The organism is Chryseobacterium tructae (genome assembly GCF_030409875.1).
In the GTDB taxonomy this organism is placed as follows: domain Bacteria; phylum Bacteroidota; class Bacteroidia; order Flavobacteriales; family Weeksellaceae; genus Chryseobacterium; species Chryseobacterium tructae.
Genome location: NZ_JAUFQR010000003.1, coordinates 388751 through 409741, shown reverse-complemented (window position 1 = coordinate 409741; position 20991 = coordinate 388751). Strand labels below are relative to the sequence as shown.

Genomic DNA, 20991 nt, shown 5'->3' with positions numbered 1-20991 from the left:
TTGCTATGAACGATGTTTATATTTTAGATCAAAATTTTGAAAATACAGATTTTGTACAGTTTCCTTTGGATAAAGGTGAGTATGAGAATTGTGTTTTTAAGAATTGCAGCTTTGAATATGGAAACCTCTCGGGGTTCAGTTTTACAGACTGTGAATTTATAGGATGCAACCTCAGTATGGCAAAGCTAACCTCAACGTCATTCCGTGATGCGCTTTTCAACGAATGTAAAATGCTTGGTCTGCAATTTAATGACTGCAATGGTTTTGGGTTGTCTTTTACATTTGATGGCTGCTCTCTTCATAATTCTGTTTTTTACCAAACTTCTATAAAAAAAACTGTTTTCAAAAATTCTAAACTTATAGAAGTAGATTTTACTGAATGTGATCTGTCTAATGTTATATTTAGCCATTGCGATTTATCAGGAGCAGTATTTGATAATACAAATCTCGAAAAGGCAGATTTGAGAACTTCTGTTCACTATTCGATAGATCCTACTTTAAATAGGCTTAAAAAGGCTAAATTTTCGATTTCTGAAGTCTATGGACTATTGTATAAGCTAGATATTGAAATAGACAGGCATAGCTAGGTTCTGGAGGCTCGTCTTAAAGTGGCTTTTAAAGAATATAATGACATTCAATAGGAGTAGGCATTAATCCGCTTTTTATTTAGCCAAAATACAGTAGAGGATAACATCAATAAAAAAGCCATCAGAATTTCTGATGGCTTCATTATTTAAATCAATTATTTATAAAATTAAAAATTTGCTGGTGTAGCTTGAGTAGTAGAAGCTAGGTTGTTGTAAACTTCTCCTTCTTCGTTGATTACTCTTTTTGCGAATCTGAATTTAGGTCCCCAATAAGAGTCATTCAGTGAAGAAACCATTACTCCTTTAGATGTTGCTGCGTGGATAAATTTGATCTCACCTTCTTCAGTAACACTTTCTACAATACCTACGTGAGAAATTCTTCTTCCATGAGAAAAGAAGATTAAATCTCCTTTCTGTAAATTTCCTTTTTCGATTCTTTCACCTTCCTGAGCCTGAGAAGCCGCTACTCTTGGTAAAGTAAGACCTGCTGCAGCCCCGAATACAGAAAGAACGAAAGCTGAACAATCAATACCTCTTCTTGTAGTTCCTCCATATCTGTAAGGAGTTCCAAGGTATGTTTCAGCTTCTTCTAGGATACCGTCAATGGTTTTATTATGTTTGATTGCTTTTGCAATCTCAGAATTCTTAACAGCTTTTTTAGCGTTTGCTATAGATGCAGCCTTTTCAGCAAGGAAAGAGTCTATCAATTTCTGCTTATCCAGCTCCATTTTTTTGTTATCAATAGAAGCTAGTTTGGCATCTGTTTTGTATTCTTTACTGTAAGTTGCTGGTTTTGAAACTACATAATTAGTAGCGCACGATTGCAATGATACTGTAGTAACTAGAGCAACTAAATAAAACAAAACTCTTTTCTTCATATATATTTGATTAACCGTGTTAAAATGGAATATTTATTTTCAAAAGCAATACAAAAGTAGAGATTCCGAGCAAAAGACCCCTGATATGATAATTGTCAGGATCTTATTTTAACACTATTTAACATATTATTTACATATGTTAAAGAAAAATAAACCGCAACTGCCTATTTTTGGTAAGACTGCGGTTTTTTTTATTAAGATTCTTTAACAAAATATATCGATATTCTTCTATAAATCATACTTTGTAATTTAAAACTCTAATTTTCAAGGCTGTTAAGAAAACAAAATAAATTCCTTAAAAACCTAGTATTAATGGTGTTTTTGGGCTTTTTGGGTCTGCTGTCGTTAATATTAAGTCTCTTAACGGGTAAATTTGATTTAGCTCAACTTTTTTATTAAGACCGGAAGTCATTTTAACAAAGCCTATGTTGGATATTTAAGATGCGGCCATAAAAAAATTCCTCAGCAAACTGAGGAATTTAACTAATATGGAACTTTACAGAGTTATTTTGTAAACAACATCTCTCTGTATTTGTCATCGGCCAAAGCTCGTCGTCTACCATCATTTCAAGAGCATCAGAAGCTTCTCTGATGACATCAAATAATGGCTTTACTTTGTTGCAGTATTCTTCTGCTTGCTTTTGGCTGTTTGATATGCTTTTTGCCGCTTCTCTGGCTTTGATAAGATCTTCAACACCCAGCTTGATTTTTGAAACATTTTCAGAAATGCTGGTAATAAGGCTCATCTGTTCTTTTGCCAATGGCTTAAATTCTTTGTCTCCGAAAATATCCTTAAGACCTTTAACGTTCTCAATTAATCTGTTTTGATAATTTAAAGCAGAAGGGATAATGTGGTTTCTTGCAATATCACTTAAAACTCTTGCTTCAATATCAATAACGGTAGAATATTTTTCTAATTTAATTTCGTTTCTGGCCTCAACTTCTCTATGGTTGAAAATTCCGATCTCTTCATATAGATCTAAGAACTTTTTATCCATTTCCTGTTTAAGAGCTTCAGGAGTGGTTTTCAGGTTGTTTAAGCCTCTCTTTTTAGCTTCTTTTGCCCAGTCGTCAGAATATCCGTCACCTTCAAACATAATGCTTTTACACTGCTTGATGTATTCTCTTAATATATTGAAAATAGCTTCGTCTTTCTTCAGTCCTGTTTCGATCAGAGCATCCACTTCTTTTTTGAAATCACCCAATTGTTTTGCAGCAATCGTGTTCATTACCGTCATAGATTCTGCACAGTTTGCAGATGATCCTACGGCTCTGATTTCAAATTTATTTCCTGTAAATGCAAATGGAGAAGTTCTGTTTCTATCTGTATTGTCTAATAGAATTTCAGGAATTTTTCCAACTACATTTAATTTTAATTCTGTTTTTTCTTCCGGAGATAGTTTTCCGTTGGTTACTTTTTCAAGTTCTTCTAAAACGCTGAATAACTGGCTTCCGATGAATACGGAAATGATTGCTGGCGGAGCTTCGTTGGCACCCAATCTGTGATCATTACTTGCAGAAGCGATACTAGCTCTTAAAAGGTCAGCATATTCATAAACAGCTTTAATGGTATTCACGAAGAATGTTAAGAACTGTAGGTTTTTCTTTGGATTTTTTCCTGGGCTTAATAGATTTTCACCAGTGTCAGTAGCTAAAGACCAGTTGTTGTGCTTTCCGCTTCCGTTTACGCCTGCGAATGGTTTCGTGGAATAAGATATGAAAGTGGTGTTTGTGAGCAACTCTTGCCATAATATCCATCAATAAAGAGTTATGGTCTACGGCAACGTTTACTTCTTCAAACATTGGAGCAAGCTCAAATTGATTTGGAGCTACCTCGTTGTGTCTTGTTGTTGCAGGAATTCCCAACTTCATACATTCGATTTCCAATTCTTTCATGAAGTTCATTACCCTTGTTGGGATAGAACCGAAATAATGGTCATCTAATTGTTGTCCTTTTGCTGGAGAATGTCCTAATAATGTTTTTCCTGTTAATACAAGATCCGGACGCGATTGGTATAACGCTGAATCAACCAGGAAATATTCTTGCTCCCAACCTAAAGTAGGGGTTACTTTTGTTACGTTTTTGTCAAAATACTGCATTACGTTGGTTGCAGCCTCATCTACAGCATTTAAAGCTCTTAAAAGAGGAGCCTTATAATCTAAAGTTTCTCCAGTGTAAGAGATGAAGATTGAAGGGATACATAATGTAGTTCCCATGATGAATGCCGGAGAAGTAGGATCCCAAGCTGTATACCCTCTAGCTTCGAAAGTATTTCTGATTCCTCCATTCGGGAAAGAAGATGCATCCGGTTCCTGCTGAATCAATAAGTTTCCGCTGAATCTTTCGATAGCTCTGCCTCCTTCAATAGGAGTGAAGAAAGAATCGTGCTTTTCTGCAGTTGTCCCCGTTAAAGGCTGAAACCAGTGAGTGTAGTGAGTTACTCCCTTGCTCATTGCCCAGTCTTTCATTGCTACGGCAACCTGATCTGCAATGTGTCTCTGGATTTTAGTCCCTTTTTTTACCGCATCCATAATAGACTGGAATGCTTCTTTCGTTAAATATTCTCTCATTGTTTCTTCTGAGAAAACATTTTGACAGAATAGTTCTGATAACTTCGCAGGGATTTCGACATTGTTGTCTTTTCTGAAATCCTTAAATGGAAGAGTTTCTAATGCTTTGAATCTTAAGGTTGACATATTTGGGTGAATTTTGATAGGGCAAATTTACAAAAAAAACAAAACGAAAATCATCTGACCCTTATTTTTTTAGGGGTTGTTTGAAAATTTATATATTTTAAACAATTGTTTGGTGTTTTTTTAATAGGGGGGTGTTGAAATATAAAGCCTAAAGTCTAATGTTTAAGGGTGTTTTTAAAGGGGAGAAAAGTTATGAATACATTTTAGGTGATACAATCTGTAATCCTATGCGAATTTAAGCTACTTATTAAAAGATAGTTAAAATAAAATGGACAAAGATTTCGTATATTTGTGTGAAATTTATTTTATGACAAATTCTAGAGCAAGAGAAACAACAGAAGCTATTGAAAGACTATATATCTCTATGAGACACTTATTTTATAGAGGATTTTTCAAACCAGCAGGTGTTTCAGGAGAAAGTATCAGAAGCTTGTTGAAAACCATCAATCCAGAAATTTATGGAACCATGAGTGTTCCGAGTAAATTAGAACTTGATGGTCTAATGTATGTATTAGACAGGCTTCCGGAAGGGATTGAAGAATGTGCTTTTATTCATCTTACATCTGATGAAGGGTTTGATAAAGGAAGTTTCGAACCTATTGTTCCAAAGAAAAGAAGAAGAAACTGTTATAGAATAGACGAACACCAGATGAATATTGAGGTTCTTTTGGGCCGTTCCGAAATTTATGACATTCTTACCCACCTTACCTTCCTATTTATAGAAGCTGATAAAATCCGTAACCTGGCATTCATCCAGGATGAAAACTGGAAACCAACACGTGCCTTCAAAATTATTGAAGAAGTAGTGAAGGGAGAGAAGAAATTCAGCAGAAAAGAAAAAGAAGTAGCCTTGATTCATCTTTCTTCTTTAATAGGAAGATCTTTTGATGAAACATTAAGAGCTTATAATACTTTTGGTGATGATAATAACCCAGACCGTTTATTTAAAATTATCTATAATCTGGCAAAAGTAAGTCTTGAAGATGCAAAAGGAACTACGGAAAGAGAAATTCATTTCAGTGCTATATTAAAGGAAAGAGTAGGACACCACTATTTTGGTGAGAAATGGGCGAATAAAGTGAAAGAAGTTTTATTTGAGAACAATCTTCACACTCGTCCGCTGCATATTATTTCAGCCAATATGCACTCCGTAAAAAATATGCTGTATGCGAATGATGCCCTTAAAAAGAAGCATAACAATGAGGTAGATTATAAGCTGTATGAAGAAATCTCCAATAAAAAAGAGCTTCGTGACAAGGTGTTAAAATTTGCTATGGATGAAGGAATGATTCATATTGCAGATAAAAGCGGAAGTAATATTGATGTACAAATTATAGACCTTAGTAAAACAAATCTAAAAAATACCCCATTTGCAGATTGTAAATTTACAGGAGATGATGTGGTGATGGTATTCGACTATGCTTTCGGAGAGCAGGCTTTTGAGGTTATGGATGAATTGCTGAAACCTTATGAACATAAAGGCGAGGTATACATGATGCATGTAAAATCTGTTTCCATTATGGGTAAAGCAGGTATTCTTACCGGGGAAAAAGGAGATATTATGATTCCTACTTCTCACATCTTTGAAGGAACAGCAGATAATTATCCTTTTGAAAATGCATTGAAACTTGATGATTTTAATGATGATGAACTGAAGGCTTTTGAAGGTCCGATGATTACTGTTTTAGGAACATCACTTCAGAATAAGGATATTTTATCCTACTTTATGAATACTTCATGGAAAGCAATTGGTCTTGAAATGGAAGGAGCGCATTACCAAAAAGCAATTCAGGTAGCCTCTAAAATCAGACATCATATTTCACCAGATTTGTTCGTTTGCTATGCTTATTACGCTTCGGATAATCCTTTGGAGACAGGAAGTACTCTATCTTCAGGGGGGTTAGGTCTTACAGGAGTAAAACCAACCTATCTGATTACTTTAAGAATCCTTGAAAAGATCTTAAGAAGTGGAAAGAAAGAAGCTTCTGCTAAGAAATAATTATAATTTCTAATGATAATATAAACCTCAGCTGTTTTTTTACAGTTGAGGTTTTTTGGTTTTTAAAGAGAGCCTTGACAAGGTTAATAGAAATGTGAACTTAAAAAGCCCAAGCTTTAATTACTTATCTTTAGAAAAAAAGATAATTTACTATGAGTTCTGTATCACAATTAGTCAAAAGATTCAGAGAGGTCATGCTTGATGGTCTATGGATTGCCAATACCAATTTTAAAGATCAGCTTTCTGATGTAACCTGGGAACAAGCTGTAACCAAGATTGGTACTTTAAATACAATTGCCATGCTCACTTTTCATATTGATTATTATATTGCCGGAATTATCCCTGTCTTTGAAGGGGGAACATTGGAAATAAAAGACCGATATAGCTTTAATCTTCCGCCAATAGAATCCCAGGAACAGTGGGAAAGTCTGTTGAATAAACTGTGGATGGATGCTGAAAAGCTTGCAGAGTTATTAGAAAACATGCCGGATTCAAAACTTGAAGAGGTATTTGTTGATGAAAAGTATGGGACATATCAGAGAAATATTGATGGGATGATAGAACATGCATATTATCATCTGGGACAGATTACTCTGATCAGGAAATTATTGCGAGATCAATAGCTGTAGTGGTTGCATGGGTGATATCCATATTGAGCTGTGAAAACCATGCTATCCATGGTTAAAAAATATTTTAAAGTTTATTTAACAAATCAAATAAAACTACATCTAAAAAGCATATTAAAACAGTACAAAACCCTCGTATAATTCCGTATTTGAGGGTTTTGTTTAAATTACCTACCTTTAGAAAAAATAAAATTTTAAATGAGAAAATCGGCTGCAATCATTTTTGCGTTTATCATTTCACAATTCCAGGCTCAGCAAGGAGCTTATTATCAGCAGGCTGCGAAGTACAAGATGGATATTGATGTCAATGCTGAAAAATTTACCTATCAGGGAAAACAAACCTTAGAATATACCAATAACTCACCAGATGAGCTGAATGTGGTCTATTTCCACTTGTATTGGAATGCATTTAAGCCCAATTCCATGATGGATCAGAGGGTATCTTCCCAAGGGAAAAATGGTGACGGAAGGTTGCAGAAAAATGGAATTTCAACATTGTCTTCTATTCCAAAGATCAGGAAGGAGCTCAGAATATTCACTGGATTAAGCAGAATGGAAAGGATCTGAAATTTGAAGTTCAGGAAACCATTATGAAGGTATATCTTGCTGAACCTATCAAGCCAAACTCTACCACTACATTTACTATGGATTGGGATGCTGTGATTCCTCAGCAGATCAGAAGAAGTGGAAGAAACAATAGAGAAGGGGTTGATATGACGATGACGCAGTGGTATCCAAAAATTGCTGAATATGATTATGATGGCTGGGCAACTTTTGATTACTTAGGAAGAGAGTTTCATGCACCGTTCTCAGATTTTGATGTGAATATTAAAATCAACAAAGATTACGTAGTGGGAGCAGGAGGGATTCTTGAAAACCCAACGGAAGTAAAAGGGTATGATGCTGCTGCAAAGATCAAAGCAGAAAAAGATAAAAAAGCAACCTGGAGATGGACTGCAAAAAATATTCTTGATTTTGCATGGAGTGCAGACAGGGATTATTCTGTAGAAAGCTTTACTATTCCGGAAGGACCAAAAGTATATTTGGTATATCAAAAAAATGATAAAACTAAAGCTTGGGGTGAAGCTCAGCCTTATATTACAAATATTTCCAGATCATGAATTCTCACTTCGGGAAATATGTGTATCCTACTTATGCCTTTATTCAAGGAGGTGACGGTGGAATGGAATATGGAATGTGTACAATGATCCTTGGAGAAGCTAAAAATATTAAAGACTTAATGGGTTTAATGGCTCACGAAGGCTCTCACTCATGGTATCAGCAAATGCTTGCTACTAATGAATCAGTTCGTCCATGGATGGATGAAGGGTTTACAAGCTATGCAGAAGGGTATACCATGCACCAGTTGTTTCCAGAGCAACTGCCTAATCCTTTTGTGGAAAGATTGGATGCTTACAGAAACTTTGTTAAAAAAGGAATTGAAGAACCTGCAGTTTGGTTAGGAGATCACCATGACAACGGAACTGCTTATACCTATGCTTCTTATGTAAAAGGAGAGTTGTACTTGGTAGAGTTAGGGTATATTATGGGCGAGCAGAATCTTGCAGAAACGTTAAAGCAATATTATGACCAGTGGAGCATGAAGCACCCGTCTGACAGAGATTTCCTTCATATTGCTCAAAAAGTTTCAGGAATGGATCTAAAATGGTTCCACAATTACTGGATCAATACAACGAAAACAATTGATTACGGAATTAAGGATGTAAAGTATGAAGCAAAATCTACCACGATTACGCTTGTGAATAACGGTCAGGTTCCTATGCCAATTGATTTCAGTGTAATGACAACCGATAAGAAGATTGTTACTTATCAGATTCCATTGAACATGACACATACCTGGAAAGAAAAAGATACTTACGGTGAATTCAAAACGATGCCTTACTGGCCTTGGACTCAGAAAGAGTATACGATCACTGTTCCTTATACAAAATCCCAATTGTCTGTACTAGGAATTGATTTCAGCCAGAGACTTGCAGATGTTAATATGGCAGATAACTTTGTAGAAGTAAAATAAAAAGATAAACATAGAGATAAAAGGAGTATTTGTAAATACTCCTTTTATTTTTTTATAAATTTGGGATTCAAATTTTTTCAAATCCTAGCCTGTTAAAATAGAAATGAATTCAATTGTAATCAATGTAGGGAACAGCAATATCAGATTTGGCCTTTTTAATGGTGATAATTGTGATATTCCTGGGTAATCAATACAAAGCCTTACAGAACGGCAGACGAGCTTTATGTACAGATGCTGATGCTTTATCAGACCTATAAAGTGGAACCAAAAGAAATAGAGAAAGTAATCATCGGATCTGTAGTACCTCAGCTTACCAAAGTGATGAGTTCAGGAATCAAGAAGATTCACGGAATTACTCCGGTCATTGTTGATCGCGCAACTCCTTCAGGGGTACAAGCAAAGTCAAAGCAGATGGGAACGGATATTTATGCCAATCTTGTAGCTGCCCATAATCTTTATCCCAATAGGAAAAAGATTGTGATTGATTTTGGAACGGCGCTTACAGCAAGCTGTGTCGCAGAAACTGGAGAAACCTTAGGCGTAATTATTGCTCCGGGAATTGTAACTTCTTTAAATTCTTTAATCAGTCAGACGGCTCAGCTTCCTGATATTGAACTGAAAAAACCAAAATCAGTGCTTGGGCTGGATACTGTTACTTGTATGCAAAGCGGAATGGTATATGGTTTTCTGGGAATGGTAGAAGGTTTCATTAATCGTATTAATGATGAGGTAAATGATGACTGCTTTGTTGTAGCAACAGGAGGGGTTTCTCATGTATATAAGCCTTTAACAGATAAGATCCATGTAATGGACAGGCTGCATACCTTGAAAGGGCTTTACTTCCTTGGAAAAGATCTATAAGTATCATCCAAAACAGTTGAGGTAAGGTCAACTTGGTACTCAAATATAATCATGAACAAAATATGAAAGAATTAAAAGAATTTCCAAAATTAGAAACAGAAAGACTTATTCTCTCACAGTTGGAAGAGAAGGATATTCCTTTTATTGTTGAATTTCTTGAACATAGAATTTATTCGGATCTTACGTCTAATATTCCGTATCCTTATACAGAAAATGATGCTAAGCTTTGGGTGGAAATGTCCAAAGAGGTTTTTGAGGATAAAACTGGTTTTACCTTTGGAATTAGAAATAAAGAAGAGGAACTTATAGGTGCTATTGGGCTTCATGACAGAGAGGATGATAAGGCAGAATTGGGATATTGGATCGGAATTCCTCACTGGAACAAAGGATATGTAACCGAAGCCGCGAGAGCTATTGTAGATTTTGGCTTTAAGGAACTGGGTCTTAATAAAATTTATGCGACTCATTTTCTTCACAATCCTGCTTCGGGGAAAATTATGGAAAAAATAGGGATGAAGCAGGAAGCTCTTTTGAAGCAACATGCCAAAAAAGATGATGAATATTTTGACCTTGCCATGTATTCTATTTTTAAAGACTAATTGTGTAGGTACAACCTTATAAAAATAAAAATCAGAGAATATCACATTCTCTGATTTTTTTATGTTTGTCAAAAGGGACTTTTTAAAGATTTTGAATTATCTTTTGCTTTTAAAAAAGTCTTTCACAATGGAAGAGCATTCATTTTCCATAATGCCTGTAATAATTTCAGTTTTAGGATGTAAAGAAAGGTGTTTATTGATGAAACCTCTTTGTTCATCTCTGGCTCCAATGACCACTTTGGAGATCTGTGACCATGAAAGGGCTCCTGAGCACATGACACATGGTTCCATCGTTACATACAATGTACAGTCTTTTAAATATTTGCCGCCTAGGAAATTCGCAGCAGCAGTTATCGCTTGCATTTCTGCATGAGCAGTCACATCATTTAAGGTCTCAGTAAGATTATGAGCTCTTGCAATCACACGATTGTTGGCAACTACCACACATCCAATAGGAACCTCATCTTGTTCTAAAGCGGCCTCTGCTTCCTGCAGAGCCATTTTCATATAGTATTCGTCAGTGAACATTTAATCAAAGTTTAATGTTAAAGGAACTCTCATCCGGGACCTTTGAGGTTGTCCGTTCTTTAGACAAGGCTCCCATTTCTTTTGAGTGAGCAGCACTGCAAGCTCAGCCTGTCTATTAAAATTTTGGTTTTCACCAAAGCCTTTTGCTGTAATAATACTCCCGTCCTTTTCGATGATAAATATTACACTACATTGGATTGTACCTTTACCAGTCACAGCTTCACTATTAAAGTTATTAATGACTTCTTTTTTGAAAGCATCCATCCCGTCGGGATATTTAGGGAGGTTATCAACTTCATCATCTTTGGGAGTTATTAAGTTGGAATCAGCTATAGGATAAGAAGCTTGTAGCTTTTCAAGTTCTTTCTGATACTCCTGATCTCTTTTAACTTCCCGATCGTATAGCTCCCTGTCTTTTTTCAGAGCCATTTTAGCTTGTTTTCTTAAAGGTACTTTTGAGACCTGATCCAGGTATTCATTTTTTATTTTTTGAATATCAGATTCATATTTTTCTTTAATAAGTCTAAAACCGTCTGTCTGCTGCGAAAAATAAAAATTAAGGATGAATAGCAGTAAAAAGCTGCAGTATTTTTTCATTATTCGGTCATTGTTAGCGTTAGTGGGATTTTAAAACGGTATATGGTAGGATCCTCTTTAAAGGTTGCCGGAGAAAACCTTTGAGCAAGAGAGTAGAGGGCAATTTCAGCCTGTCTGTTGAAAGTAAAATTGTCTCCCTGGGCATGTACATTGCTTATACTGCCATCTTTTTCCACAATAAAGGCAACATCTGTCTTTACCGTTTTCTCTTCAGAATACACCCCGTCAATATACAGGAGATCAGCCACTTCCTGTCTCAGTGTATTGATTCCTCCGGGATAATCAGCGACTTTTTCTACCTGAAAAGATTTTTCAGCAGAGAGATCTTTTGTTTTTTTTATGGATTGAAGGTCTTCAAGATTTCTTACCCTCAGCAAAGCACCGATCATTGCTGTATTTTCAATGCTGTCCATCTTTTTCATAAAAAAAAGAAAATCACCCTTTATAGCCGCTTTTTTAAAGGTATCGGATTCTGCATCAAATTTTTTCTTAAACTCTTTATTCAGCATACTTCTGTGCTGGTTATAATAGTTTTTTACCAATCGGAATTCTTCCTTCTGCTGAGATAAGCAAAAAGAAGAAATCATACAAAAGATACAAATGAATGACGTTCTCAATAGGGGATATTTATGTAAATATAACTAAAAAATATGAGAACTATTGATGATCTCTTAGCTTTCAAGATAGCGGTTTAATGATTCCTGAAGGTGAGTGCGAATGTCATCAACTAAACCTTTCGGTTCTAAAACCGTTACCTCTTTTCCATAGGATAAAATCTCCTGCATAAAATCATAAGTAGGGTGGAGAAAAAACTCAAAATAGATTTCTTCCGGAGTTTCTTTTGTCTCTTTTTGTGATTGGTGAAGTGGGAAACTTCTGATATATTCTCCCTGGTGGCGACTGCATTTTAAGACAATATTCTGTGGTTTCTGTTCTGCCAGATTCATCACTCCGAAGGCATTTTTAAAGTGTTCTCTGAAGTTATATTTGTATTTTTCTCGGAATTGGTTTTTAGCCACATCCAGGTAATTGATTCTGTCTAATCCAAATGACTTTAAAATCTTATCCTTAGTATCAATAGCGATGAGGTACCATCTGTCTTTAGATTCTTTTAAGGCTAGAGGATGAACCTTTCTGGAAGTCATCAGTTTGTTTTTGTAATTGTAATGTTCAAAGGTTACCACTCTTTTATTACGGATGGCGAAAAACAAATCATAAAAATTTTCTATACCAGTAGGTTTACGGCTTTCAAAGAAAATGAAATTTGAAAAATCAGGGTGAAGATTCAGGGCATTGCTTACCTGGAAAGATTCCAATAGTTTTTGATTATATTCATCCACTTCCATAATAGGACGGCTCTCAATATAATATCTATTGTCCCCTTTTTTCTTATTATGAATGGAAAGATTGAAAAGATCGGATATCTCACGGATATCTCTCTGCAAGGTACGGATAGAGTAGCTTTTGATCCCAGCATCCTGGAATTCAAAAGAATTTAAAAGATAGTCCTCCAGCTGTGAATAGGTGGCCGGAGAACTTTCTAATCTTTTAATAATTAAGGCATATCTTGTCAGATAAAAATCTTTTTTCATGGTAAAACTTTGTACCACAAATATATGGGCTTAATGCGACAAAACGTGTCGTGTTTTATTTTTTTTGGAGAAACAATATTGAAAATTAATATCACTATATCTCTTAAAATCTGGAGTGATTTACAATTCTTCTTCGTCTTCCCATTCCTCAGCATAACCATGAGGTGTTGAAGTAAAAAGGACTTCTCCTTCCTCAGCATCTACAATAACAAAATGAGGGATGGGTTCCTGATATCCTTCAATTTTATAACTGACAACAAAAACATTTCGCTTAATATCCTCATATTTTCCATATTCTACAACTTTATTTTCCATGTAAATTTTATCCTTTTCTGCAATGGATACATATTCTCTTTTTCGATTTTGTAAGTATTGCTTAACAATTTCTAGTGCTTTTTCCTTTGTAATCATTATTTTAGATTTAAAATTTTATTTATATTTATTCTTTGCCTTTTTTTAGGAATATCATTTAAATTGAAAGGTAGGACTTCTACTACTGGATTACCAACTTTATCCGTTACAGATGCCTCTTTGAGGTTATAGTTAACATAATTTTCGGCATGTTTTAGCTCTCTTCTATTTATATACTGTTTGTATTCGATAACTTTATCATATACATACTTTTCTTTGTCTACTAAAGGTTTTTTTAAAAATGCTTTTTTTCCTGTTTTCATACAGTCTCTAAAGTGCATTAATTCATGCAAAACTTCATATGTAGTGGCATCCTCTCTTATAACAAATTTCATACTTATTCCATCTGTAATAAACATAGCGGCTTGATTGGGTTTTAATGTAACAACATTTCCTGATGGATAAAAATATCCATCTACCTCTACAATGCCTTTTGCTTTTCCTAATTGAAGATCAACTTTAAAATTTTTAAGAAACCTTTCAAGAAGAATAATATCTGCCTCCTCTAAAACCTGACCTATATATCGTCCTCTTTTTATCAGAGATACTCCTTCAAAAGATTCATCAATACTTTTTTTTATGGTTGGCCAACCTTTTTTTAAGAAAGTCAGAAGCTCTTGAAATCCCTCAATTACATTTTTGACTGACTTAACAATAAACTTAGTGAATGTTCTTATTTTAGTGACAGCTCCTTTTACAATACCCCATCCTAATCTAAAAATACCAAAAATCGTTTCTTCAATTTTTTGTATTATGATGGGAATATCTAATGTTCCACCACTAACAAGAGTTCCTACAATTATTTCAATAATTAATGAAATAATGAAGCCATAAATATAACCAAGCAAATAAGCACAAGGTATAGGATCAAAAGTAAGTTTTATTTTCTTCAATTTTCCATAAACATATTTTATAATTTCATCAATGCTAAGATTTTTAATAGCTTGGATGATCTCATCAAATTGTTCTAAAAGAATAGGAAGATATTTATCTATATTCTGAACAAAATCTTTACCCAATGTAATTCCATCATATATCATTTTTATCATTGAAAATAAAGCTGATACTGCATCTATAAGACTGTTCCATATACCACATAGTAGGGCATTATATACTTTTGTTCCGTATTTTAGAATCTCAATATCAGATATATTTTCCAAGTTAGAAGCTATATCATCCATAATGTAGTATGCATCCAAATATGATTTATATAAAATCTCCAACAAGCCTTTTGGTGGGTTATTGTATTTAAAATCTTTACTAATATGCAGTGATTGTTTTACTAAATTGTTTTGCTCAATTAGCATTGTTTTTAAAATGCGACTAATCTTAGTGAAATTCACTGCTCCATTCGTATTTGCTCCTGACGAAATAATGGGTTTATATCTATAATTTTTGTCAATTTGACCATTTTCAAGTTCTGGAGCATCTGGTTGCCATCTGTTCTCTTCAAGTCGTGCTTCTTCAATAGTTTCAATAACTTTTTCAAGAATGGAACTTGTAGCAGCTCTCATTGCATCATTTGTTAGAATCCCGAGGCTAGGGTGGATGAAAGAAATTCCGCTGGAAAAGAAAGAAGCAACTTTGAAGTATGTTTTGGCGACATCAATCCGAGTGTCTTCAATATATCCTTTTTGTAAAAGGCTTTTTATCTGATCATCCGTCAGTTCAGGAACTACAGCCTTTATTTCTTTATAAATTTCAGTATTGTTATAGACGTCATAGGCAAGTCTTTTCTTTGAATTCAAAAACGTTAATACTTCTTCTGAAATTTTTATTGCTCCATAAGTTCCACTAATATTGTCTTTAGAATTATCCTCTACAAATATTAAGATTTCTCTGCCTTTAGGGTTTGAAACTTCAAAACATTCTTTAAGTTTTGTTGCTTCTGTAGAAGAAAATATGATGACTTTAAAAGCAAAATTTTTAACATCCTTTACACCATAATAATAGAAGTCCTTAACTGTCGTTTTGATTACCGATGTTAAATCACTTCCGTTATCAGGAATGTAGGTAAAAGAGCCTTCTATCGGTGGGTTTCCATCCGGATAATATTTTGATTGTATATCTTCTGCTGATTGGTTAAACAGTTTTACCGTTGCCAAAGGACTTACATTACTCATTCCACGTATATTTTCTCCTATAGTAAAAGCATTTTTAAATGAAGGAAATGCAGGGAAAGGGAATTTATTATCCATTGATAATGCTTCATTACCAATGTCAAAAACATCTTTATAATCTGTGTTTTTCATTTTTAATAATTTTAAAGATTAATAAAAAAGGCAGAGTTTTTAAGTCTGCCTTCTTTAATAATAATTCTTTGCTATTTTTACAGCAATAATAATTCAGTAGGTTTTGCAGTGAATGAGCCAACACCTCCTTCTGCGCGGACTGCGTAAAAATATCTGGGTTTGGAAGGTATAGAAGTGACGGAAAATATACGAGTTCTTCCATTTACTTCAGCAGCTAAAGTAAGGAGACCATTATAGTAGGATATGTATAATACATCCACTTTTGTATTGAATCCGCCTACAGCTTCAGGATAGAAATCTAAACTTCCGGTTAATGTGACTCCATACTCCAAGCCATCATCTCCTTTCATCGTGAAACGTGTATGACCTGCGAAATTAGCTCCAAAATTGGTTACAGAAGTAGCAACAGAACATTTTACAACAAAACCATTGATCATCTGCGGTGTGTTGATCAAAACATTGGTCCTTGCACTTCCTCCAGCTGGTAGCACAATGTTGTTATTGCCATCTACCTGTGCAGTTCCTGTTAAATCTTGCCAAACAGGATTTAGTGTTGTAAACGTAATCCCTTGTTTCACTAAAAGTTCTGGGCTGCTTAGGTTGGTAAGCAGATTGTGGGTGCAAAAGAACTGGTAATAGCCCTGGGGATATTCATTCCATTTCAATCCAAAGTTTAAAACATTGGGCATGTTTTGAAGGACATTGAAATTATCAATTTTGTATTCTTCGGGAGTTGTTAAAAGATTTCCATTAATATCTTTTACACGTTTCATGACAAGTTTTGCATTGGGCGTCTGATTGTCTACAAACAAATTCAGACCAATTAATGTGATGTACTGTGTAAAGGTTAACGAGTTATCTATGAATGGGAGAATAACACTGTCGATTCTTGGCTGGCCTGTAGAATAAATTTCGTTTGACAAGCGCATTGCTTTTCTCCATGAAATCTTTTCACTATCATTTAATGATGCCGGAAGTGCCATAAAAGGTTGTTTTCCATTCGTTTTTCCAATCTGACCAGAAGCATTTTGAGCCATTAATGTATTAAATTGCACATCACCGGAAACATCTGCCAGCCCTGTAACTGAGTAGGGGCGGCCAGAGGTATTGATGCCCCATCGGTCTCCCAATGTTAACCCTGCTCCTGTTGTGGAGGTCAAAGCTGAATTAGCAATATTTTTCCTAAATCTCCGGCAGGTAGTTTGGCTGTATTTCCATTCTGATCCATACCTAAAACTTTTGGGTAATCCTGAAGATTTCCATCTTGAGCAGGCTTATTTATTTTATTTTCAAGCTTTTGTTTGGTGTCTGCATTATATTTTTTTTGAGTATTGATCCCGACAGCCAATAGTTCCGGGTCGGAAATACTGATCATGCTATCTTTTAAATCTTCTGTTTGAAGACCAACAGCAGCCGTTTTCAGATCTCCATTTTCATCAATTGCATAGTCTTTATAAGTAGCTGAACCTGGTTCAGCTACTTGATAAATGACATTATTCTCTCTTTCCTGTTGTGGAGGTAGTATATTTACCCTTATGATTTTTCCTATATTGGACATATTTTTTATTTTAGTAATTGGTTGATTGATAATTGAATTATTGCCAGTCTCCGGAAATGATTTTTTCTGAAGATGTTCCAGAATTTTGAACACCAAGTAGGTTATTATTCTTTTTAAAATTGACATCCTCTATAACTACGTCAGAAGGAACTTCAAATTCTTCGGGATTTTCCTTAGTAAATGGCAACGCTGTAAGAGTTTCTAAGCCTGCAGAACCTTCCTGTAGAATGTTCAGGGAAGTTGGAAGTACGGTAATCCATGGTTTTCCTTGTTTACTCCTACCGGCTCACGCAATTCATCTACAATACTCAGGTACATTGGATCTCCGATTACCGGTACCTCTCCGCCGCTCCAGATTCTACCTGTAGACATAAAGAATTGTACAGCATCTTCAAATCCTGGTTTAACAGTCACAATGACTCTGGCCATACCTGCCTGTAGGAAACTTCTGAATAATGGGTCCGTATTTTGAGAAAGATACATATCCTGCCATCTTTTTTTATCAGCCCAATAGTATGGATAGAAAGTATAATCCATAATGTTCCATTCGAATGCCTGCTCCATGAACTTAGCTAAAGCAGTATACTGATCAAGATCATCATTTAGAATAATACTGAAGTCCTGCATTGTTTTGGCATTGTTGGTAAGATTTTTACCTAAACTTCCATAGTCTTGTAGTAAGTAAGCAATACAGTTGTGTTTCAGAATTACTGATTCCATAGAACGGTAGAAGTTTCCAAGGCTGTCTTTTTTCTCACTCGCCGCTTCTGAATCTGCTTTTGCTTTATCATCCAGTTCTTTTTGCTTAACAAGGAAATCCGCATACGCTTCTTCATACGCTTTAATAATTGCTTCAAAGCCTTCTTTTTTCCAGGATTCTATGAATTCCTCAGAAAGGGTACAGTATTTTGTAATGTTAAATGAAACACGACCAATAAAATAAAGGTAGTAGGTAAATGTGAACTTTGTTACAGCATTAGCAGGGAACGTTTTAGTATCTTCATGTGCTGTTAGTTCATCACTATTGTTGATTCTGATTTTTCCCTTTTTTTTGCTTTCCTGATAAGAATAACGGACATTATAATGAGTACATATATAATTCTGAGGGACAGATATTTGAGCAGTCCTCATTTCCCATGCTGAAGCTCCTGCACCGTCTTCGTGATACTGATCTTCAGTGATATTTGCTTTTGGCATTTCAGCTAAAGTAACTCCGTAATGTTGAGCCCAGCGCAGAAGCTGTTCTTTTGTAGCTGTTTTAAAATCCGGCATTTTCCATTCGTCATTTGCTTTTCTTGGGTCAACAGGAACTTTAAGTTTATCTGCAGCTATAGAAGGTGTTGCCAGATTATGTAACCTTGCCGGTTCTGGAACCATGAATTCAAACATGGTACGCTTACCATAGTTGTAAATCTGATTTTTCATTTTTTTATCAACCCATCTGTATACTCCTACTACATGCTTGTCTCCATTTCTGTTATCAAAACCATGCGCATTATTTTCTTCAAATTCTTCGATAATTTTTTCAATTCTTTCTTCTGCTACTTTGGTCAGGATTCTTTCTGTCGCTTTTGCCGTAATTTCCTGGGATTTTTCCATAGCCTGCCTTGTACTGGTCTCTTTGGAGTTATGAGCCGCAAAGCTTCCCCCGATTTCAAAAGATTTACCCATACCACCATATCTGAAGTGTGCTTCAGTATTGATGTCCTGCTGAATAACATTCGCTACTTCAGACTGCATGTCATTTCTTGTAGTAGTGGTTGTGTCACTCAGCGTTTCTCTTTCCGTAGATTTTGAAGTTGTGGTCTGAATTTCACTTCTTCTTAACCTTCTTGTTGATTTTTGCTTAAATTCTTTGGCCATTACGTTTTCGATGTGCGTAACTTCCCCTGGTATATAAGCATGGGTAGACTGTACTACTTTAAGGTAATCTGCAATCCCCAATCTTTTTACTCCGAAATGTTTAGGGATAAATGTCCCTGGTTGTGGAGTGGTTCCACCTGTATTTCCACCTCCTTCACCAGTGCCACCGCCAGTATTTCCGCCGCCTTCGCCTTCACCATCATCTACCATCGTTTTGAATGTGAACTTTCCGGTATATTCCTGATTTGGAGCAGTGGCGTGCTCTACTACAGTATGTTCTCCGTTCTTAAAATATAAATTGATCCTTACTTTTGATACATTTCTCATGTGATTCAAAGCAGGCGGGAAAACAACTTTTCCATCAACAATGCTTGTGGCAGGTATACTTATATTTTCCTGTTTGTCACCAATAACTTCCATAATAGCAGAGGACAATGCCAGGGAATCACTGTCTGTATTATAGTAGAACGTTACAATATTCAATGTAAGTAACATTGCTTTTCTGGAGACTACTTTTAAATAGTATGTTCCTGAGATTTCGGTATAGGTAATTTTATTGGCTACAGGTACCAGAACACTTCCGATCTTTGCATACTCCATTTGATGAATAGGGGATTTTGCAAATAGTTCCTGTGTTTTGGATGTCGTTTGCTCATCAATAGTTTCAAAAACTTCAAGGAAGGTGTCATATTCCTCTGTAATGGATACCGGAACTTTATCAATAAGGATTTCTTTATCCGATACAAATTCAATTTTAGAAAAATCTAATTCTCTTTCTGTAGGTAATCCGTTGTTGACCAGCGTGAAATTCTTAATAAATACTTCAAGTAAAGCAGCTGGAAGCTTCGCAATTATATCTTCAAAGTTAAGTTCGTTTTTATATTCAAATTTAAACGCAGGAACTGCTAACCTGTCTAAAGCTACATAAAGAGCCTCAATTTCTTCAGGAGATAGAGTTCCTTTGTCAATCTGAGCATTAATGCTTGCCAGTTGTGCATTGTAAGCGGCAATACCAGCCTGATTAGCATCCAGATATTGTTTATAAGCTGCATCATAAGCTTTTGCTTTAATACTGAAATATAATTTCTGCATTTTTTCAAGCTCTGTCCTTAATGCAACCAGCTGATTTCTGTCGAGGCTAAGGATTGATCTTTCTGCAATCTCTTGTCCATCTACCTTTAGCTGTTGCTTCACTGCTGCTGGAATAGGAGTACCATTGATAACGCCTTGTCCTACTGAGGATACATTGACCTGAAAAGCATTTCCGGACGGGGATGGAGGTGTTGTGTTTCCATCACCTTCATATCCATCACCTAAAAGCTTCATAGGAAGTACAACTCTGGCTTCAAGAGCTTTAGCTTTAAGATCATTTCCGTTAATCTTTGTGAGTTCTGGAGTTACAGGCAGATTGGCCACATATCCCAAGTGAAGGGCTCTTAGAATGTGAACAAGTGCTTCTTTTGTGTAAAAATTATCCTGGGTTACAGTCTGATAGATCAGGTTATCCCAGATTTCTCCTAATTTGCTCTGAATAGCATTAGAGTTGTAAAGGCTTTTAGCTGTAGCTTCATCGGCTGCGGAAAGGGTTTCTTTTTTAGCAATTTTTCTACCGATTTTTAAAACATCAGATAATGCACCTGATTCAATTTCCTGTTCCGTTTTATATCCTACAGGGTTGAAAGATTTCACCGCTTTTTCCAAAGCTTTGAATTTTAATAAAGCAGGATCTTTAGGGTTTACTGCTACATCAAATGAGCCTGTAAGTCCGGAAGGTCTGTGAATGAATCCGAGATTTAGTTTTTTAGTTTCAGTAAGTTGTGGATTTCTTAAGCTCACAAATCTGAAAAGTGTTTGTGGAGTGTTATTTTGTGTGTTTTCTGTTGCCATTTTTAAATACTTTGTTTATGT

General features: G+C 35.4%; 15 protein-coding genes and 3 pseudogenes. 6 read left to right on the top strand and 12 right to left on the bottom strand.

What is annotated here, in order from left to right:
- Positions 1–5: 5 nt before the first annotated feature.
- A complete protein-coding gene (locus QWZ06_RS25585) occupies positions 6–587 on the top strand; it encodes a pentapeptide repeat-containing protein (protein ID WP_290301958.1) in 582 nt (193 codons plus the stop codon).
- Positions 588–754: 167 nt separating this feature from the next.
- Here the strand turns inward: QWZ06_RS25585 and QWZ06_RS25580 are convergent, their stop codons facing one another.
- Both QWZ06_RS25580 and QWZ06_RS25575 read right to left on the bottom strand, forming a co-directional pair.
- A complete protein-coding gene (locus tag QWZ06_RS25580) occupies positions 755–1465 on the bottom strand; it encodes a C40 family peptidase (protein ID WP_290301957.1) in 711 nt (236 codons plus the stop codon).
- A 504-nt stretch (positions 1466–1969) separates the two neighbouring features.
- Positions 1970–4162: pseudogene (locus QWZ06_RS25575) on the bottom strand (glutamine synthetase III family protein).
- 307 nt (positions 4163–4469) lie between these two features.
- Between QWZ06_RS25575 and QWZ06_RS25570 the strand changes: the two are divergent.
- The 5 genes and pseudogenes from QWZ06_RS25570 to QWZ06_RS25550 all read left to right on the top strand — a co-directional run bounded on the left by QWZ06_RS25570 (position 4470) and on the right by QWZ06_RS25550 (position 10282).
- Positions 4470–6161 carry a DUF6909 family protein gene (locus tag QWZ06_RS25570; RefSeq protein ID WP_290301956.1) on the top strand — a complete coding sequence of 564 codons (1692 nt, stop codon included), beginning with the start codon at positions 4470–4472 and terminating at the stop codon, positions 6159–6161.
- 152 nt (positions 6162–6313) lie between these two features.
- Complete coding sequence (locus QWZ06_RS25565) at positions 6314–6784, top strand: DinB family protein (protein WP_290301955.1); 471 nt, start codon at positions 6314–6316, stop codon at positions 6782–6784.
- A gap of 201 nt (positions 6785–6985) precedes the next feature.
- Positions 6986–8822, top strand: a pseudogene (locus QWZ06_RS25560) (M1 family metallopeptidase).
- A 103-nt stretch (positions 8823–8925) separates the two neighbouring features.
- Positions 8926–9683: pseudogene (locus QWZ06_RS25555) on the top strand (type III pantothenate kinase).
- Between the two features lie 62 nt (positions 9684–9745).
- A complete protein-coding gene (locus QWZ06_RS25550; protein ID WP_290301954.1) occupies positions 9746–10282 on the top strand; it encodes a GNAT family N-acetyltransferase in 537 nt (178 codons plus the stop codon).
- Positions 10283–10378: 96 nt separating this feature from the next.
- Here QWZ06_RS25550 and QWZ06_RS25545 read toward each other — a convergent pair whose 3' ends face one another.
- The 10 genes from QWZ06_RS25545 to QWZ06_RS25500 form a co-directional block, all read right to left on the bottom strand.
- Positions 10379–10810, bottom strand: a complete 432-nt coding sequence (locus tag QWZ06_RS25545; protein ID WP_290301953.1) for a nucleoside deaminase — start codon at positions 10808–10810, stop codon at positions 10379–10381.
- Entirely contained in the window at positions 10811–11407 is a 597-nt protein-coding gene (locus QWZ06_RS25540; RefSeq protein ID WP_290301952.1) for an energy transducer TonB, read from the bottom strand.
- The gene (locus tag QWZ06_RS25535; protein WP_290301951.1) at positions 11407–11994 is read right to left on the bottom strand and encodes a hypothetical protein; all 588 of its coding nucleotides are present in this window, start codon (positions 11992–11994) and stop codon (positions 11407–11409) included. The genes QWZ06_RS25540 and QWZ06_RS25535 overlap by 1 nt, the downstream gene beginning before the upstream one ends.
- An 84-nt stretch (positions 11995–12078) precedes the next feature.
- Positions 12079–12999: a helix-turn-helix transcriptional regulator gene (locus QWZ06_RS25530; RefSeq protein ID WP_290301949.1), complete on the bottom strand. Its 921-nt coding sequence runs from the start codon at positions 12997–12999 to the stop codon at positions 12079–12081.
- A gap of 120 nt (positions 13000–13119) precedes the next feature.
- Positions 13120–13410: a hypothetical protein gene (locus QWZ06_RS25525; RefSeq protein WP_290301948.1), complete on the bottom strand. Its 291-nt coding sequence runs from the start codon at positions 13408–13410 to the stop codon at positions 13120–13122.
- A complete protein-coding gene (locus QWZ06_RS25520) occupies positions 13410–15662 on the bottom strand; it encodes a zincin-like metallopeptidase toxin domain-containing protein (protein ID WP_290301946.1) in 2253 nt (750 codons plus the stop codon). The genes QWZ06_RS25525 and QWZ06_RS25520 overlap by 1 nt, the downstream gene beginning before the upstream one ends.
- Positions 15663–15739: 77 nt before the next feature.
- On the bottom strand, positions 15740–16822 hold the full coding sequence (locus QWZ06_RS25515; RefSeq protein ID WP_290301945.1) for a hypothetical protein: 1083 nt from the start codon (positions 16820–16822) through the stop codon (positions 15740–15742).
- Complete coding sequence (locus QWZ06_RS25510; protein ID WP_290301944.1) at positions 16819–17220, bottom strand: hypothetical protein; 402 nt, start codon at positions 17218–17220, stop codon at positions 16819–16821. Before QWZ06_RS25510 ends, QWZ06_RS25515 begins: the two co-directional genes overlap by 4 nt.
- Before the next feature lie 37 nt (positions 17221–17257).
- A complete protein-coding gene (locus QWZ06_RS25505; RefSeq protein ID WP_290301942.1) occupies positions 17258–17407 on the bottom strand; it encodes a hypothetical protein in 150 nt (49 codons plus the stop codon).
- A 44-nt stretch (positions 17408–17451) separates the two neighbouring features.
- On the bottom strand, positions 17452–20970 hold the full coding sequence (locus QWZ06_RS25500) for a hypothetical protein (RefSeq protein WP_290301941.1): 3519 nt from the start codon (positions 20968–20970) through the stop codon (positions 17452–17454).
- Positions 20971–20991: the final 21 nt, after the last annotated feature.

What these genes read in the sequence shown, in the direction of transcription:
- QWZ06_RS25585 (WP_290301958.1), top strand. Translation starts at nt 6, where the DNA reads ATGAACGATGTTTATATTTTAGATCAAAATTTTGAAAATACAGATTTT.
- QWZ06_RS25580 (WP_290301957.1), bottom strand. Translation starts at nt 1,465, where the DNA reads ATGAAGAAAAGAGTTTTGTTTTATTTAGTTGCTCTAGTTACTACAGTA.
- QWZ06_RS25570 (WP_290301956.1), top strand. Translation starts at nt 4,470, where the DNA reads ATGACAAATTCTAGAGCAAGAGAAACAACAGAAGCTATTGAAAGACTA.
- QWZ06_RS25565 (WP_290301955.1), top strand. Translation starts at nt 6,314, where the DNA reads ATGAGTTCTGTATCACAATTAGTCAAAAGATTCAGAGAGGTCATGCTT.
- QWZ06_RS25550 (WP_290301954.1), top strand. Translation starts at nt 9,746, where the DNA reads ATGAAAGAATTAAAAGAATTTCCAAAATTAGAAACAGAAAGACTTATT.
- QWZ06_RS25545 (WP_290301953.1), bottom strand. Translation starts at nt 10,810, where the DNA reads ATGTTCACTGACGAATACTATATGAAAATGGCTCTGCAGGAAGCAGAG.
- QWZ06_RS25540 (WP_290301952.1), bottom strand. Translation starts at nt 11,407, where the DNA reads ATGAAAAAATACTGCAGCTTTTTACTGCTATTCATCCTTAATTTTTAT.
- QWZ06_RS25535 (WP_290301951.1), bottom strand. Translation starts at nt 11,994, where the DNA reads ATGATTTCTTCTTTTTGCTTATCTCAGCAGAAGGAAGAATTCCGATTG.
- QWZ06_RS25530 (WP_290301949.1), bottom strand. Translation starts at nt 12,999, where the DNA reads ATGAAAAAAGATTTTTATCTGACAAGATATGCCTTAATTATTAAAAGA.
- QWZ06_RS25525 (WP_290301948.1), bottom strand. Translation starts at nt 13,410, where the DNA reads ATGATTACAAAGGAAAAAGCACTAGAAATTGTTAAGCAATACTTACAA.
- QWZ06_RS25520 (WP_290301946.1), bottom strand. Translation starts at nt 15,662, where the DNA reads ATGAAAAACACAGATTATAAAGATGTTTTTGACATTGGTAATGAAGCA.
- QWZ06_RS25510 (WP_290301944.1), bottom strand. Translation starts at nt 17,220, where the DNA reads ATGTCCAATATAGGAAAAATCATAAGGGTAAATATACTACCTCCACAA.
- QWZ06_RS25500 (WP_290301941.1), bottom strand. Translation starts at nt 20,970, where the DNA reads ATGGCAACAGAAAACACACAAAATAACACTCCACAAACACTTTTCAGA.